This is a genomic window from Arenimonas oryziterrae DSM 21050 = YC6267 (assembly GCF_000420545.1).
GTDB lineage: Bacteria > Pseudomonadota > Gammaproteobacteria > Xanthomonadales > Xanthomonadaceae > Arenimonas > Arenimonas oryziterrae.
The window spans coordinates 39,664-54,822 of the sequence record NZ_ATVD01000003.1 but is presented as its reverse complement, the minus strand read 5'-3'; the positions used below and the strand labels follow the sequence as shown (position 1 = coordinate 54,822).

The following is a 15,159-nucleotide window of genomic DNA, read 5'->3' as shown; positions in this document are numbered from 1 at the left end:
GCTTTCCGGCCACCCGCGCGTTCCCGCGAACGCCGTGGGATAATCGCGGCATGGACGACAAGACCACCCATTTCGGTTTCCGCGACGTGCCCGTCGAGCAGAAGAAGAAGCTCGTCGGCGAAGTCTTCTCTTCGGTCGCGGCCAAGTACGACCTCATGAACGACCTGATGTCGCTGGGCGTGCACCGGGTCTGGAAGCGCTACTTCGTCGGCACCTCGGGCGTGAAGCGCGGCGATCGCGTGCTTGATCTCGCCGGCGGCACCGGCGACATCGCCGTGCTCCTGCACGAGCGCGTCGGCGACACTGGCGAAGTCATCATCGGCGACATCAATGCCGCGATGCTCAATGTCGGTCGCGACCGACTGACCGATCGCGGCCTCGTGCGCGGCTTGCGTTATGTGCAGCTCAATGCCGAAGCGCTGCCGTTTCCCGATGCGAGTTTCGATCTGGTCACGATCGCGTTCGGTTTGCGCAATGTCACCGACAAGCAGGCCGGCCTCAACGAGATGCGCCGCATCCTCAAGCCCGGTGGCCGCGCCCTGGTGCTGGAGTTTTCGCAGGTCAAGCCCGAATGGTTCCGGCCGATCTACGACTTCCACTCCTTCAAGGTGCTGCCGAAACTCGGCCAGCTCTTCGCCAACGACGCCGGCAGCTACCAGTACCTCGCCGAGTCGATCCGCAAACATCCGCCGCAGGAAGAGCTGCAGGCGATGATGGCCACGGCCGGCTTCGCGCGCTGCTCGCACCGTAACCTCAGCGGCGGCATCGTCGCGATTCATTCGGGTTACAGCGTCTAGAGCATCGCTCTCGCAGCAAGCGGCCGAGTCGAATCAAGCCCCCTTGCCTCCGCCTTCCAACCAAGCCGGTAACGTGCGGCGACTTGGAAGGCGGAGGTAAGGGGGCTGGTGCGGCGAATCGGAAGTTGCTGCGACTTGCTGCCCTCACCCCGGCCCTCTCCCAAAGGGAGAGGGAGTTCTCAGCGTTCCCAGGCGTAGCCGACCTTGAAGAACAGCGCGCGGGCGCGCTGGTACATCGGCTGGAATTCGTCGCCTTCGTAGCCATCCGCGTAGCCGGCGTAAAGCGCCGTGCGCGGATTGACCTTGTACGAATAGATCAGCTGCGTGCCGATCGCCCGCTGGCGCTCCGGCACCGGGTCGGTGAACAGCGACGGGTCGAGCTTCACGTCGCTGCGCACGACCGCCAGACGGATACGTTGGCGCAGGTCGAACTGCCACGACAGGCGCAGGTCGGTCAGGTTCGCGACGTACACATCGCCGCCATCGCGGCTCAGCCGCTCGTAGTTGTGATCCACCGACAGCGTCAGCGAGCGGCCGAGGTTGAAATTCGCACTCGGCTGGATCGTGGTGATCTTGCCCATGCGCACATTGGCCAGGTCGACCTTGCTGCCGTGGCGCGTGAACAGTTCCAGGCTCACGCCGCGGACAGGTTTGATGCTGCCGTAGATGCGGTTGATGCGCTCGTCGAAACGCACGCCGCGCCAGATCCGGTCGCGCTCGACATGGCCGAACTCGATGTAGCTCTGCCGCGCCGCATTCGCGCCGACCCAGCTTTCGCGGACCAGCTCGATCAGCGTGCCATCGCTGGTGCGGCTCTCGTTCCAGCGGCCATTGACCGTGATGTGGTTGAAGAAGTCGCCCTTGTCGCCCCACCAATGTCGCGTCAGGCCGCCGAAGTCCTTCTCATAGCCGACCTGGCCGATGAAGCCGAGGTCGGCGCGGAAGCCGTCGTCGAAATGATTGCGGCCCGCGAAGCCCGTCCACTCGCGCGAGCGGTACATGTATTCGGCGTAGTAGGCGTTTCCCTCGATGCCGGCCTCGCCCGGATCCTGGGTGCGCGACTGCATGTATTGCGCTTCGATCGAATGCTTGTCGTGCTGCCAGCGGCCATCGACGGCCTGCAGGCTGTTGGTGTAGTCGTCGCCGCGACGTTCGGTCGCCAGCACGCCGACGCTGGAATTGCCGGCGAGATCGTAGCGATAGCGTAGCGCCGCGTCGTTGGAGGCGATGTCGTAACGCGCCAGGCGCGAGCCGTAGACGCCGGGCTTGAGCAGGTTGGTCACGGTGTCGCGCGCGACGAACACGCCGTAGGTCTGCTGGCCACTGCGGCCGGTCGCACGCAGACCGATGTCGGGGTCGGTGACGTTGCGCGTGTAGACCAGGTCGTTGGGCGTGCTGAAATAATCGGCGCCTTCGAGGAAGAACGGACGTTTCTCCGGGAAGAACAGCGCGAACGTGTTGTTGACGTCGAGTTCGGCCTCGTCGGTCTCGACCTGCGAGAAATCCGGATTCAAGGTCGCATTCAAGGTCAGGTTCGGGCTCGGGCCCCACTTCACGTCGAGGCCCGGATCGAACTTGATGCCTTCGCTGGTGAACGGCACGCCGGCCGACGGTCGTTCCTGCGCGTAGCTCATCGTCAGGGTCGGCGCGATTTCCAGATTCTTGCCCGCTTCGGCGCCGGCGAAACCGCGGAACTTGGCGAAACCGCAGGAATAGCAGCGGTTGTTGCGGTCGCGCACGTTGTTGGACATCCGGTAGCGGTTGTCGCGCGGGCGGAAGCGCAGCACGTCGATGCCCCACTGCTGCGCCTGCTGGCTGTTCTGGAAGCGCAGGGTCGAGAACGGGATCTCGAATTCGACGATGTAGCCGGTGGCGTTGATGTTGCCCGCCGATTCCCACAGGCCGTCCCAGGATTCGTCCTCGTTGCCGCTCTGTTCCTCGATGATCAGGTCCATCTGCGCGCCCAACGGGTTGGCGAAGATTTCGTAGGCGCGGCGCTGGTCGTCGAAGGTGTCGAGCACGACGCCGACGAAGTCGTCGTCCCAGGCGCTGTCGCGATCGCGCAGATAGGCGCGGATCTGGCTCGGATCGGGATCTTCGGCGACGAAGGCGAGCAGCAGATGGGTGCCGTTTTCGGCCATGTAGACCGTGGTCTTCACCGAGGCGGGGGTGTTTTCGCCCGGATTGGTCTCGTAGGGCAGCTCGAAGCGCGTCGCCTGCTGCCACAGCGCCTCGTCGAGCTTGCCGTCCATCGTCGGCCGACCGTCGACATGGGCGACATTCGTAGCCTCGGCGGCGAGGCCCCGACCGGGCAGGCCCGCGGCGGCCAGCACCGCAGAAAGAAGGATCAGGGGGCGGGGCAGGCGCATGTGGCACCGGTCGGTAGGAAAGGTGCGCCAAGGCTAGGGCCGGCCCGTCTTCACGTCCCATGGCATTAGTCATTTAAACCTTTCCGTGCCTGGCGCGATAAACTCCGGCTCTCCCACCCGACACCGACGAACCGACCATGCGCCTGCCTGTCCTGATGCTCGCTGCCGTCCTGCTGCCGCTCGCGGCCTGCCAGAAACCGTCCACTCCGGAAGCTACGCCCGCGCCGCCCGCAAGCAGCACCGGATCTGCCGAGGCTCCGCCCGTGCGCGACGAGAATTCTTTTGCCGAACCCCAGAAGGTCGTCATCAAGCATCTCGACCTCGACCTCGCCGTGGACTTCGACAAGAAGACGCTGGCCGGTACCGCCACGCTCGACCTGGACTGGAAAGACAAGACCGCGACCGCGCTCGTGCTCGACAGCCGCGATCTGAACGTCACCAAGGTCGAGTCCGGTGACGGCACGACCTGGCAGGACGCGAAATTCGAATTCGCCGCCGCGCATCCGATCTACGGCAGCAAGCTCACGATCACGCCGGTCGCGCAGGCGCCGAAAGTGCGCATCACCTACAGCACGTCGCCGACCGCGTCGGGCCTGCAGTGGATGAGCCCGTCGATGACCCTGGGCAAGAAGACGCCCTTCATGTTCAGCCAGTCCGAAGCGATCCACGCGCGCAGCTGGGTACCCCTGCAGGACACCCCGGGCGTGCGTTTCACCTATGACGCGCACATCACCACGCCCAAGGACGTCATGGCGCTGATGAGCGCCGACAACGATCCGAAGGCGCCGCGCGACGGCGACTACAGCTTCAAGATGCCGCAGTCGATCCCGTCCTATCTGCTGGCGATTTCCGCCGGCGATCTGGTATTCCGTCCGGTGTCCGAACGCGCGGGCGTCTGGGCCGAGCCGGCGATGGCCGACAAGGCCGCGAAGGAATTCGAAGACACCGAGAAGATGATCGTCACGGCCGAATCGCTTTACGGTCCGTATCGCTGGGGCCGTTACGACGTGCTCGTGCTGCCGCCCTCATTCCCGTACGGCGGCATGGAAAATCCGCGCCTGACCTTCGCCACGCCGACCGTTATCGTCGGCGACAAGTCGCTGGTCAGCCTCATCGCGCACGAACTCGCGCACAGCTGGTCGGGCAACCTGGTCACCAACTCGAGCTGGAAGGACATCTGGCTCAACGAAGGTTTCACCAGCTATGTCGAAAACCGCATCACCGAAGCCGTGTATGGCTCGGACCTGGCGCAGATGGAGTTCGTGATCGCGCAGAACGGCCTGACCGAGGAACTGAAGGAAACCCTGCCGAAGAACCAGCTGCTCGCGCTCGATCCGCTGACCGGCGAAGATCCCGACAATGCGCTCAGCGGCGTGCCCTACACCAAGGGTCAGTGGTTCCTGAGCTTCCTGGAACAGCGCTACGGCCGTGGCACCTTCGATGCGTTCCTGCGCAAGTGGTTCGACGAACACGCTTTCACCAGCCAGGACAGCGCCGAGTTCGAGCGCTTCCTCAATGCTGAACTCGTCGCCAAGAATCCGGGCAAGGCCACGGCCGAGGAAATCCACACCTGGCTGCACGAGCCGGGCATTCCCGCGTTCGCCACGCCGGCCAAGGCCGCGCGTTTCGACGTGATCGACGAGTCGCGCACGCACTGGCTGGCCGGCCACATGACGCCGGCCGACATCGACGCGTCCAAGTGGGGTACGCAGGAATGGGTGCGCTTCATCGAAGGCATGCCCGAGAAGCTCAGCGCCGAGCAGATCGAACAGCTCGATGCCGCCTACCACTTCACCGGCACGCCGAACGCCGAAATCGCGCAGCGCTGGTATCCGCTGACGATCCGCAGCGGCTACACGGCGGCCCGCCCGGCGATCGCCGACTTCCTGGCCACGATCGGCCGACGCAAGCTGGTCATGCCGATCTACAGCGAGCTGGCGAAGACGCCCGATGGCCTGGCCTTCGCGCGTGAGGTGTTCGCCAAGGCGCGTCCGGCCCTGCATCCGATCACGATCGGATCGGTCGAAGGCGTGCTCGCCGACAAGAAAGCGCCCTGAGCGTGAAAAAAAGCCGCGTCGCGCTGGCAGTTTCCCTGGGGCTGGCGCTGACGACGGTGGGCGTCGCGGTGACGATGCCCGAGCGCGTGCTCGAAGCCGAGTTCGCGCGGCAGCGCTGGCTGGCCGGCGCCAGCCAGCACACCCTCGTGGCAGCCGGGCATCGCTGGAACTATCTCGAGGCGGGCCAGGGCCCGCTGATCGTCCTCGTGCACGGCTTCACCGGCAGCAAGGAGAACTGGCTGCCGGTGATGCGCGAGTTGGCGAAGACGCATCGCGTGATCGCGCCCGACCTGCCCGGCTGGGGCGAGAGCGAACGCCAGGCGGATGCCGACTATGGTCCGGGCGCGCAGGCCGATCGCCTCGCCGAATTTCTCGCCACCTTCCATGAGCAGCCGGCCCTGCTCGTCGGCCATTCGATGGGCGGGCAGATCGTCGGTCTGCTCGCGGCACGGCATCCCACGCAGGTCGGACGTATCGTGCTGATGTCGTCGGCGGGCGTGAAGTTCGAGGAAAATCAATTCGGTCGCGAAGTGCTTGCTGGCCGCAATCCTTTCGAAGTGACCACGCGCGCCGAACTGCGCCGCTATCTGGGCATCGTGTTCACTGATCCGCCCTTCGTGCCCTGGCCGGCGACCGAGGCGCTGGTGCGCCGTCGTCGCGCCGATGTCGCATTCGAGCAGGGCATCCTCGATCGCATCGGACGCGGCCCGGAGGCGTTTTCGCTGGAAGCGGAACTGCCGAAGATCCAGGCGCCCGTGCTGCTGCTGTGGTGCCGCGACGATCGTGTCATCGACGTCAGCGCGGCCGAGATTTTCCATCGCGGCCTGGCGCGCAGCCAGACTGTGCTGCTCGCCGGCTGCGGCCATATGCCGATGATGGCGCAGCCGGGCAATGTTGCCGAAGCGCTGCTGGGGTTCGCGAACGCGGCACCCTGAGTTCGGTCGCCAGCAAGCTGGCGCCTACATTTCGCTTTGGCAGGAGCCAGCTTGCTGGCGACCGCAAACGCTCAATGCGTCGCGGCCGCCTCCTTGCGCGACGCATCCCGCACCGCCCGGAACGCATTGCCTTCCCGGTAGTTGGGCCAGGCGCGCGTGCGCGACAGTTCGCGACCGACGCCGTACAGCGCCGCGAGGTCCTGCACGATGCCGCGCAGATCCCAATTCTGGTCGAAGTTGTCGGCGGCCTTGTGATAGTGCTCGGCGGTGTAGTCATCGAGCACGGACAGGCCGTAGGCACGGCCCTTCTCGACATGGTCGATGCCGCCTTTCGCATACAGCGCCGGCACGCCCGCGCGCGCGAAACTGAAATGATCCGAGCGGAAGAACTGGCCTTTCTCCGGCGCGCTTTCTTCGATGAGCACGCGGCCCTGCTTGTCGGTGATCGGACGCAGCACGTCGTCGAGCTCGGAATTGCCCAGGCCGACCACGACCAGATCGCGCGTCGGCCCGACCACGGGCATCGCATCGATATTGATCACCGCGACCGTCTGCGCCAGCGGTACCAGCGGATGCGCGACGTAGTATTTCGAACCCAGCAGGCCCGATTCCTCCAACGTCACCAGCAGGAACACCAGGGTGCGCTCCGGCGCCGGCTTGGCCACGGTGAAGGCCTCGGCAATTTCCAGCACGCCGGCGACGCCGGTCGCGTTGTCTATCGCGCCGTTGTAGATGTGATCGCCCGCCTCGTCGGCATGCGTGCCCAGGTGATCCCAGTGCGCACTGTAGACGATGGCCTCGTCGGGATATTTCGTGCCTGGCAGTTTTGCCACGACATTGCGCGAGCTCGATTCGCGGATCGTGCTGCGCAAGCTCACGTCCAGGCGCGTCCCGGTCAGCGGCACCGCGTGGAAGCCGCGTTTGCCGGCCGCGACATACAACTGCGCGAGATCGAGCCCGGCCTCGGCGAACAGGGTTTTTGCGGCCTCGGCGCTGATCCAGCCCTGCGCGGGCAAGCGCGGTTCGGGTTCGTCGCTCATGCGCAGATCGAACTGCGGGCCGCCCCAGCTGTTCTTCACCACGTCCCAGCCGTAGGCGGCGCCGGCGGTGTCGTGGACGATGATCGCGGCGGCGGCGCCCTGGCGCGCGGCCTCTTCGAACTTGTAGGTCCAGCGGCCGTAGTAGGTCATGCGTCGGCCCTGGAACAGGCTGGCGTCACCGGCATGAAAGCCCGGATCGTTGATCAGGATCACGACCGTCTTGCCCTTCACGTCGATGCCGGCGTAATCGTTCCAGCCCTGCTCGGGCGCATTGACGCCGTAGCCGACGAAGACCAGGTCGCTGTTGGTGACCGCGACCTCGGTCTGGCCGGTGCGCGTGCCCATCATCACCTCGTCGCCGAAGTTCAGCGTGCGCTTCTTGCCGCCCTGGCGCAGCACGACATGACTGTGCGCGACATCGGGCGTGGTCTCGACCATGGGCACGGTCTGGAAATAGCTGTCGCCATTGCCCGGCTGCAGGCCCAGGCGTTCGAACTGCTCGCGCAAGTACTGCACGGTTTTTTCTTCGCCCTCGCTGCCGGGGGCGCGGCCGCCGAAATCATCGGAGGCCAGCACCTTCACGTGCGCGGAAAAGTCTTCGGCGGAAATCTCCGGGCCGAAGGCATGGCCGGCGCGATTGTTCGCGGCGACCAGGGAGGATTCGGTGGTGTGCATCGCGCTGTGCTGGCAGGCGCACAGCGACAGCGCGAGGGTGAGGCAGAGCAGGGCTCGGGACATGCGGGTCTCCAGGCGAGACCCGCATTCTAGCCGCAGGCGGTCAACGGCCGTCGGCGCGCGCCGGCAGCGTGTCGGTATAGGGCTTGGCGGTCGCGCCGGTGACCGTGCCGACCTTGGCGCTGGTGTGCACGAACAGCTCGACCTCGTGCTCGAAGCGCAGCTCGCCGTCGACCACGGCGTCGGGACCGATCACGATGCGCGGGATGCGCGGCTTGCCGCTCCAGTTCCAGCCGTGGTTGGGCTTTTCGACCAGGATGCCGCCGCGGACATGCGACTTGGCGCCCACGGTGATGTCGCCGTTGACGGTGTTCAGACGGCCGTTGACCTCGGTCTGCTGGATCGTGATGCCACCGTTGACGGTGCTGACGTCGCCGCCGACCTGGGACAGGAAGGAAATGCGGATGCCGCCATTGACGGTCTCCACGTCGTTCTTCACCACGATGTGCTGGCCGGCATGGATGCCGCCGTTGACGGTGGTCGCACTGCCGAGCTGGGCATTGTCGGCGATGGTGATGCCGCCATTGACGGTTTCGGCCTCGTCGACGATCGCGCCCGCTTCGATGCTGACGCCGCCGTTGACCGTGCTGAGGTCGCCGTAGGTCTGCCCGGCTTCGGCAGTGACGCCGCCGTTGACGCGGTCGATGTCACGGTGCTGGTCGTCGTGTGCGGCCACGCTGGCAGCGGCGAGGCTCAGGGCAAGGGCAAGCAGGGTGCGGCGCATGCGGGTATCTCCATGGGTGGTACGGATCGGATGCCGGGACGCGGGATTTGGTTTACAGGCCCGCGCGATCCCCGGGGCGTCGCGTCCGCAGCCCCTTTCTAGGCCTGTTCGCTACAATCGTCCCGTGCCGAACGTCAGGAGTGCTCATGGCCCGCCCCAAACCCTTGCTGTTGCTGATCCTGGACGGTTGGGGACACCGCCTCGAACGCGCCGACAATGCCATCGCCCTGGCCGAAGTGCCGAACTGGCGACGGCTGCTGGCCGAGTGCCCGAACACGCTCGTGCATACCGAAGGTCGCTTCGTCGGCCTGCCGGACGGGCAGATGGGCAATTCCGAAGTCGGACACATGAATATCGGCGCGGGCCGCATCGTCTACCAGGACCTCACCCGCATCGATGCCGCGATCGAGGATGGCAGTTTCTTCGCCAATGCCGAATTGCTCGCCGCATGCGCGGCAGCGAACGCGGACCAGGGCTGCCTGCATCTGTTCGGCCTGCTGTCGCCGGGTGGCGTGCACAGCCACGAGGCGCACATCTTCGCGATGATCGAACTCGCGCGTCGCCAGGGCGTGGCGCGCGTGGCCGTGCATGCCTTCCTCGACGGGCGCGACACGCCGCCGAAATCGGCCGACGCGAGCCTGCGCGCCTTGCAGGCCGCGTGTGCGGCGGCCGGCAACGCCACGATCGCCACGGTCACCGGCCGCTATTTCGCGATGGACCGCGACCAGCGCTGGGATCGCGTGCAGACGGCCTACTACGCGATCACCGACGCCAGCGCCGAGTATCACGCGGACCATGCCTTGGCCGCGCTCGATGCCGCGTACGCGCGCGGCGAAACCGACGAGTTCGTCAAACCGACCGTGATCGGCGCGGGCGCGAAATTCGCTGACGGCGACGCCGTGGTGTTCATGAATTTCCGTGCCGACCGCGCGCGCGAGCTGAGCGCGTGTTTTGTGCAGCCGGATTTCTCCGGCTTCGTGCGCCAGCGCCCGATCGCCCTGTCGCGCTTCGTGTGTCTGAGCGAATACGACGCGCGTCTGCCGGCCGCCGTCGCCTATGGGCCGGAGACCTTGCGCAACGTGTTGTCGGAAGTGCTGGCGGCACATCGCCTGACCCAGCTGCGCATCGCCGAAACGGAAAAATACGCGCACGTGACCTTCTTCTTCAGCGGCGGCCGCGAACAGCCCGAGCCCGGCGAAGACCGTCTGCTGATTCCCTCGCCGAAAGTCGCCACCTACGACCTGCAGCCGCAGATGAGCTGCCCCGAACTCACTGCCGCGCTGTGCGAAGACATTCGCGCGCAGCGCCACGATGTGATCGTGTGCAATATCGCCAATCCCGACATGGTCGGGCATACCGGCCTGCTCGCGGCGGCGATCCAGGCGGCGGAAGCGGTCGATGTCGCGCTTGGCGAGATTCGCGCCGCGCTCGAAGCGGTCGGCGGCGAGATGATCGTGACCGCCGATCACGGCAATCTGGAAATGATGCGCGACCCCCTCACCGGCGAACCGCATACCTCGCATACCGTCGGCCCGGTGCCGCTGGTCTACCTCGGCCGTTCCTTCCGTCTGCGCGATGGCGGTGCCTTGCGCGACATCGCGCCGACCCTGCTCGATCTGCTCGGCCTGCCCGCCCCGGCGGAAATGACCGGACGTTCGCTCGTGGAACCGGGCTGAGTGCGAGTTCTTGTCCTGAGTGCGCTTCTGGTTTTCGCCGTCGGCGTCGCGCACGCCGCGGAGACGCCGGCGCAGCGCGCGCAGCGTCAGGCCGCGGCGCAGAAGCAGCTCGGCGACGTGCGCGCGCAGATCAAGGCGCTGAGCGAAGAACAGCGCCGCCTCGATAGCGAACGCGATGCCGCCGCCGGCGAGCTGCGCAGCGTCGACGGCAAGGTGTCGACCTCGCAACGGGCGCTGCGCGAGACCGAAGCGCAGATCGCCGTGCAGGAAGCCGAACTCGTGCGCCTGCAGCAGCGTCAGCTCGAACTGGAAAGCAAGCTCAGCCGGCAGCGCGAGGAACTCGCGCGCCTCGTGCGCTCGGCCTACGCGCTGGGCAAGCACGAGCAACTCAAGCTGCTGCTCGAACAAGGACGCATGAGCGATCGCGCGCGCGTGCTCGCCTATCACCGCTATTTCCAGAACGATCGCCAGCAGCGCATCGCCGGCCTGACCACCGAGCTGCAATCGCTGGCGCAGGTCGCCGAGCAGGTGCAGGCGCGCCAGCAATCGCTGGAAGTCGCGCGCGGACAGCAGCAGGCACAGCTGGCCGATCTGGCCGCGCAGAAACGCGAACGCGGCAAGCTCGTGTCGTCGATCGAGGCGCGCTACCGCGATCGCAGCGCACGCATCAACGCGCTCGGCCGCGATGAAAAGAACACCGTTGCCCTGCTCGAGCGCCTGCGCAAGCTCATGGCGCAGATGCCCAAGCCGGTGACGCCGCGTGCGCCGACCGGACGCACGCCGAGCGCGCGCGTGCCGCCCACCGTGGGCAACGCGAATATCCCGCTCGGCCCGATGAACCTGCCGCTGTCGGGCACGGTGCTGGCCGGCTACGGCGGCGTCATGCCCGATGGTCACACCAGCCAGGGCCTGCTGATCGCGGGCACCGCCGGGGCGGAAGTGCGCGCGGTCAATGCCGGCCGCGTCGCGTATGCCGATTGGCTCAAGGGTTACGGCTTGCTGTTGATCCTCGACCACGGCAACGGCTGGATGACGCTGTATGCATTCAACGACGCCCTGCTCAAGAACACCGGCGACAGCGTGCGCGCCGGCGAGCCGATCGCGACCGTCGGCAGCTCCGGCGGCCAGGGCCGGCCCGCGTTGTATTTCGAACTGCGCCGCAACGGCCAGCCGCAGGATCCGCGCATCTGGCTTAAGAAATAGTTCTAGTCGGAATGACCTACGGCTTGCGTTCCTCTGGAGATACCCAGCCCAGCGCGAGACAGTGCTCGCATACGGCGATGTCCCCGATGGTTCCCCGACCTGCGCAATGCCTGCAGTCGGGTGCGTCGATCGGTCGCTGAGGCAACAGGACACCGAGTTCGGGATAAAGCCGGCGTTGTGAGCAAGCCAGCACGGCGCAGCGTTCGTCTTGGTTTGCAGGGCGCCAATTCGGAGTCGCTTCGAAAAGATCTTCGTTCCGATCGATCCAGATCTCGCCGTCGCGGGTGAGAGCCGAAGACAATCCCAAAGAGCCAATCAGCGACAGTGCGCGCCCAGACGGTAGCTCGACCGTATTGATCTGGCCGGTCGGCGTTGCCAAGGCGATTTGGTAATCGACCCACGCGCGCAGCCAGTCGAGCAAGCTGCCAAATTGAGATGGTTGCGGCGCAGACGGCATCTCAGCGCCCGCGTTTGCTGCGATTCAACGCCGGGCGGAAGAACAGCGCCATGATCACGCCGACCATGAAGCCGGCCAGATGCGCCCACCAGGCGACGGCGCCGAAGGTCGGGCCGACGAAGGTGAAGATCAGTTGCAAGGTCGCCCACAGGCCGATCAGCAGGGCGGCGGGGGCGCGCACGAATTCCAGCCACAGGCCCAGGGGCACGACGATGCCCAGGCGCGCGCGCGGGAACAGCACCAGGTACGCACCGATCAGCGCCGAGATGCCGCCGCTCGCACCGACGATGACCTGGGTCGTCGCGCCCATGAGCATCGCGGCGGCGAGATTGGCCAAGGCGCCGCCGACCAGGAACAGCGCGAGCAATCGCCACGATCCCAGCGCGCGTTCGGCCGGCACGCCGAAGATGATCAGGAACAGACCGTTGCCGAGCAGATGCCACAGGCTCGCGTGGATGAACAAGGCAGTGATCAGATTGAACGCGCGGCCATTGCGCCACAGCTGCTGCCAATGCCCGGCGTCGCCCGACAGCGTGCCCCAGCGCAGCAACTGCGCCTGATGCGCGGCGTCGCCGCCGCTGCCCGGGCCCCAGGCCAGCCACACGTACGCGGCGATCGCGATGACCGCCAACAGGGACGCGGCCCAACGAAGTTTTGGTTGCTTGCGGCGGGGCAGGTGAACGAAAACCATCCGTGGTCGTCCTAGGGGCGAGGCAGCAAATAGCGGCGGCCGCGCAGGTCGAGCACGACACCATCGCGGCGAATCTGCGCGACGATGCTGCCGCCCAGACTTGACCCTTCGGTGACACGCTGGCCGTCGATGATCGCGAAACGCCGTTCCGCCGTTTCCGACCAGTAGTGCATGCTCAATTTGAGCGCGGGCAGCGACGCGCGTTCTTCCGTCGACAGCGCGGACAAGGTGGGCAAGGCCTCGGCCTCGGGGACGGGTTCGGCGATCGTGGGAAGGTCGATGGGTGCGGGCGGCACGGCTGGCGCGATGCTTGCCGCGGGCGGCGGCGTGTCGGTGGTCGACTCGCGAACCGTCGCCGGCGGCGGCACAGGTTTTGCGACCGGCGTATCCGTGTGCGCATCGCGCGCTGGTTCCACGCGGTTCGACGCCACGGTGACCGGCGTCGGCGCGATGATCGTGGCCTCGGCAGTCACCGCCGGAGCGACTGGCGCGGCGGTCGGTGCGGAGGCATCGCGCCACCACCACACGACGGCGATGAGCACGAGCACGCCGACGAGGCCGAGGATGCCGCGCACATCGCGACCCGGCGACGAGGGCTTGCGCGACAACGGTGTCGGCGCAAACAGGTCCGGGGCCTGCCCGCGGCGGCGCTCGGCTTCGGACTTGCGCAAGGCATCGAGGATCAGCGACATCTCAGGCCACTCCCGCGCGCAAGGTCAGCCATAGCGCGAGCACGCCAAACGCACCCGCGCCCAAACTCCAGCCGAGCCAGCGCCAGCGGATCTTCGGCGCTTCCACCGGCGGCAATACTTCGCTCGCGGCCAGATCGACCAGCGCACTATCGACGCGCTCGCGTCCGTGCACGTAACCCGCCAGCAAGGCGCGTTCACCCAGCACGTTCAACAGGCGCGGCACGCCGCCGGACAAGGTGTGCAGCCGGCGCACGGCCGACTCGTCGAACACGAAGGTCTTCGCCCCGGCGATCGCGAGACGATGGCGCAGATACGCTTCGGATTCTTCCGCCACGAGCGGCGTGAGGTGGTAGCGCGCGGTGATGCGCTGCGCCAGCTGGCGCAGGCCGGGGCGCGCGAGCGTGTCGCGCAGTTCCGGCTGGCCGAGCAGGACGATCTGCAGCAGTTTCTGCGTCGGCGTTTCCAGGTTGGTGAGCAGGCGCACTTGTTCGAGTGTTTCCCGCGACAGCTCCTGCGCCTCGTCGATGATCAGCACCACGCGCAATCCCTGTGCATAGGCTTCGAGCAGATACTGGTTGAGCGCATCGATCTGCATCTTCAGGCTGCGGCGTTTGCCGGGCAGTTTGAGATGCAGTTCCTCGCAGATCGTTTCCAGCAGTTCCAGCGCGGTCTGGCGCGGATTGAGCACGAGGGCGACGCGCACGTTCGTGGGCAGCTGTTCGAGCAACAGCCGGCACAACGTGGTCTTGCCGGTGCCGACTTCGCCGGTGAGCTGCACGAAGCCGCCGCTGCCGCCCTGGCCGATGCCGTACAGCAGGTGCGCCAGCGCGTCCCGGTGGCGTTCGCTGAGAAACACGAAACGCGGGTCGGGGGTGATGGCGAACGGCGGCTCGGTCAGGCCGTAGTGCGTGAGGTACATGCGCCAAGAGTAGGGCATCCGCCGCGGCGGCCCAACCGGCGCGCGTAGCTCAGGGGCTCAGCGTGATCGCGACGGCGAGGTGGTCCGAACCGGCGGCCGGGATCGCGCGGTAGTCGCAGGTGCGGAAGCCAGCCGTCAGGATGTGGTCGAGGGCGCGCTCGGGCGCCCAGCTCGGAAAGCTCGGCACGCAGGCCGGCGGCGGCTGCAGGCGCGTGCGCCGATACAGCGACTGCATCTCGGGCGCGTTGACGTCGCAGTTGAAATCGCCCATGAGCACCAGGCGTTTCTGTTCGGACAACAGCTCGGCCAGGAAGGCGATCTGCAACTGGCGCGAGCGTGCGCCGAGCGACAGATGGGTCACCGCGAGCTGCCAGGCCTCGTCGCCATCGCCGAAGTTCGCGATCAGCACGCCACGCCCGGCGACGCGGCCGGGCAGGGCGTAGTCGAGCAGGTCGGTCGGCGGCAGGCGGCTGAGCAGGGCGTTGCCGCTGCCGGCGATGCGCGAGATGCGCCGGTTCGCCTGATGGCTGAAATACGGAAACTGCGCGCGTTCGGCCAGATAATCGCTCTGGTTGTCGAAGCCCGAGCGCAGGCTGCCCGGGTCGCTTTCCTGCAGGCCGACCACGTCGAAGGGGCCGAACAGTTCGGCGAGGCTGTCAAGATTGGCGCGCTTGCCGTTCGGCAGCACGTGCGACCAGCTGCGCGTGACGTATTCGCGGTATGCGCGTGTGCTCGAGCCGGCCTGGATGTTGCAACTGAGCAGACGCAGCGGCGTGACGGCGGGGACGGACATGGTCAACATCCTCGCGCCCTGACCGCGCGAGGGCAAGCAGTGGGATGTGAAGGCGCGCCAGGTGCGTGCGG

General features: G+C 66.7%; 13 protein-coding genes. 5 read left to right on the top strand and 8 right to left on the bottom strand.

Annotated features, from left to right (window positions below; translation table 11 throughout):
* Positions 1-50: 50 nt before the first annotated feature.
* A complete protein-coding gene (gene ubiE, locus G467_RS0108675) occupies positions 51-797 on the top strand; it encodes a bifunctional demethylmenaquinone methyltransferase/2-methoxy-6-polyprenyl-1,4-benzoquinol methylase UbiE (protein ID WP_022969346.1) in 747 nt (248 codons plus the stop codon).
* Positions 798-976: 179 nt separating this feature from the next.
* On the opposite strand, the gene G467_RS16065 is transcribed toward ubiE, so the two are convergent.
* Positions 977-3,166: a carbohydrate binding family 9 domain-containing protein gene (locus tag G467_RS16065; RefSeq protein ID WP_022969345.1), complete on the bottom strand. Its 2,190-nt coding sequence runs from the start codon at positions 3,164-3,166 to the stop codon at positions 977-979.
* A 137-nt stretch (positions 3,167-3,303) separates the two neighbouring features.
* Here G467_RS16065 and G467_RS0108665 point away from each other — a divergent pair, with 137 nt between their 5' ends.
* Together G467_RS0108665 and G467_RS0108660 are read left to right on the top strand one after the other, a co-directional pair.
* Positions 3,304-5,223 carry a M1 family metallopeptidase gene (locus G467_RS0108665; protein ID WP_022969344.1) on the top strand — a complete coding sequence of 640 codons (1,920 nt, stop codon included), beginning with the start codon at positions 3,304-3,306 and terminating at the stop codon, positions 5,221-5,223.
* A 2-nt stretch (positions 5,224-5,225) separates the two neighbouring features.
* Positions 5,226-6,158, top strand: coding sequence for an alpha/beta fold hydrolase (locus G467_RS0108660; RefSeq protein WP_022969343.1), 933 nt, complete (start codon positions 5,226-5,228; stop codon positions 6,156-6,158).
* A 71-nt stretch (positions 6,159-6,229) separates the two neighbouring features.
* Here the strand turns inward: G467_RS0108660 and G467_RS16060 are convergent, their stop codons facing one another.
* Entirely contained in the window at positions 6,230-7,936 is a 1,707-nt protein-coding gene (locus G467_RS16060; RefSeq protein ID WP_022969342.1) for a M28 family metallopeptidase, read from the bottom strand.
* A gap of 40 nt (positions 7,937-7,976) precedes the next feature.
* Entirely contained in the window at positions 7,977-8,657 is a 681-nt protein-coding gene (locus G467_RS0108650; protein WP_022969341.1) for a DUF4097 family beta strand repeat-containing protein, read from the bottom strand.
* A 146-nt stretch (positions 8,658-8,803) separates the two neighbouring features.
* Between G467_RS0108650 and gpmI the strand changes: the two genes are divergently transcribed.
* Together gpmI and G467_RS0108640 are read left to right on the top strand one after the other, a co-directional pair.
* On the top strand, positions 8,804-10,333 hold the full coding sequence (gpmI, locus tag G467_RS0108645; RefSeq protein ID WP_022969340.1) for a 2,3-bisphosphoglycerate-independent phosphoglycerate mutase: 1,530 nt from the start codon (positions 8,804-8,806) through the stop codon (positions 10,331-10,333).
* Positions 10,334-11,536, top strand: a complete 1,203-nt coding sequence (locus tag G467_RS0108640; protein ID WP_022969339.1) for a murein hydrolase activator EnvC family protein — start codon at positions 10,334-10,336, stop codon at positions 11,534-11,536.
* Between the two features lie 16 nt (positions 11,537-11,552).
* On the opposite strand, the gene G467_RS18035 is transcribed toward G467_RS0108640, so the two are convergent.
* The 5 genes from G467_RS18035 to G467_RS0108620 are packed head-to-tail and all read right to left on the bottom strand — an operon-like array spanning position 11,553 to position 15,088.
* Complete coding sequence (locus G467_RS18035) at positions 11,553-11,957, bottom strand: hypothetical protein (protein WP_155844861.1); 405 nt, start codon at positions 11,955-11,957, stop codon at positions 11,553-11,555.
* A gap of 37 nt (positions 11,958-11,994) precedes the next feature.
* Complete coding sequence (locus G467_RS0108635; RefSeq protein ID WP_022969338.1) at positions 11,995-12,684, bottom strand: rhomboid family intramembrane serine protease; 690 nt, start codon at positions 12,682-12,684, stop codon at positions 11,995-11,997.
* An 11-nt stretch (positions 12,685-12,695) separates the two neighbouring features.
* On the bottom strand, positions 12,696-13,376 hold the full coding sequence (locus G467_RS0108630; RefSeq protein WP_022969337.1) for a general secretion pathway protein GspB: 681 nt from the start codon (positions 13,374-13,376) through the stop codon (positions 12,696-12,698).
* A gap of 1 nt (position 13,377) precedes the next feature.
* Positions 13,378-14,313, bottom strand: a complete 936-nt coding sequence (locus G467_RS16055) for an ExeA family protein (RefSeq protein WP_022969336.1) — start codon at positions 14,311-14,313, stop codon at positions 13,378-13,380.
* Positions 14,314-14,344: 31 nt separating this feature from the next.
* The gene (locus G467_RS0108620) at positions 14,345-15,088 is read right to left on the bottom strand and encodes an endonuclease/exonuclease/phosphatase family protein (RefSeq protein WP_022969335.1); all 744 of its coding nucleotides are present in this window, start codon (positions 15,086-15,088) and stop codon (positions 14,345-14,347) included.
* Positions 15,089-15,159 lie beyond the last annotated feature (71 nt).

What these genes read in the sequence shown, in the direction of transcription:
- ubiE (WP_022969346.1), top strand. Translation starts at nt 51, where the DNA reads ATGGACGACAAGACCACCCATTTCGGTTTCCGCGACGTGCCCGTCGAG.
- G467_RS16065 (WP_022969345.1), bottom strand. Translation starts at nt 3,166, where the DNA reads ATGCGCCTGCCCCGCCCCCTGATCCTTCTTTCTGCGGTGCTGGCCGCC.
- G467_RS0108665 (WP_022969344.1), top strand. Translation starts at nt 3,304, where the DNA reads ATGCGCCTGCCTGTCCTGATGCTCGCTGCCGTCCTGCTGCCGCTCGCG.
- G467_RS16060 (WP_022969342.1), bottom strand. Translation starts at nt 7,936, where the DNA reads ATGTCCCGAGCCCTGCTCTGCCTCACCCTCGCGCTGTCGCTGTGCGCC.
- G467_RS0108650 (WP_022969341.1), bottom strand. Translation starts at nt 8,657, where the DNA reads ATGCGCCGCACCCTGCTTGCCCTTGCCCTGAGCCTCGCCGCTGCCAGC.
- gpmI (WP_022969340.1), top strand. Translation starts at nt 8,804, where the DNA reads ATGGCCCGCCCCAAACCCTTGCTGTTGCTGATCCTGGACGGTTGGGGA.
- G467_RS0108635 (WP_022969338.1), bottom strand. Translation starts at nt 12,684, where the DNA reads ATGGTTTTCGTTCACCTGCCCCGCCGCAAGCAACCAAAACTTCGTTGG.
- G467_RS0108630 (WP_022969337.1), bottom strand. Translation starts at nt 13,376, where the DNA reads ATGTCGCTGATCCTCGATGCCTTGCGCAAGTCCGAAGCCGAGCGCCGC.
- G467_RS16055 (WP_022969336.1), bottom strand. Translation starts at nt 14,313, where the DNA reads ATGCCCTACTCTTGGCGCATGTACCTCACGCACTACGGCCTGACCGAG.
- G467_RS0108620 (WP_022969335.1), bottom strand. Translation starts at nt 15,088, where the DNA reads ATGTCCGTCCCCGCCGTCACGCCGCTGCGTCTGCTCAGTTGCAACATC.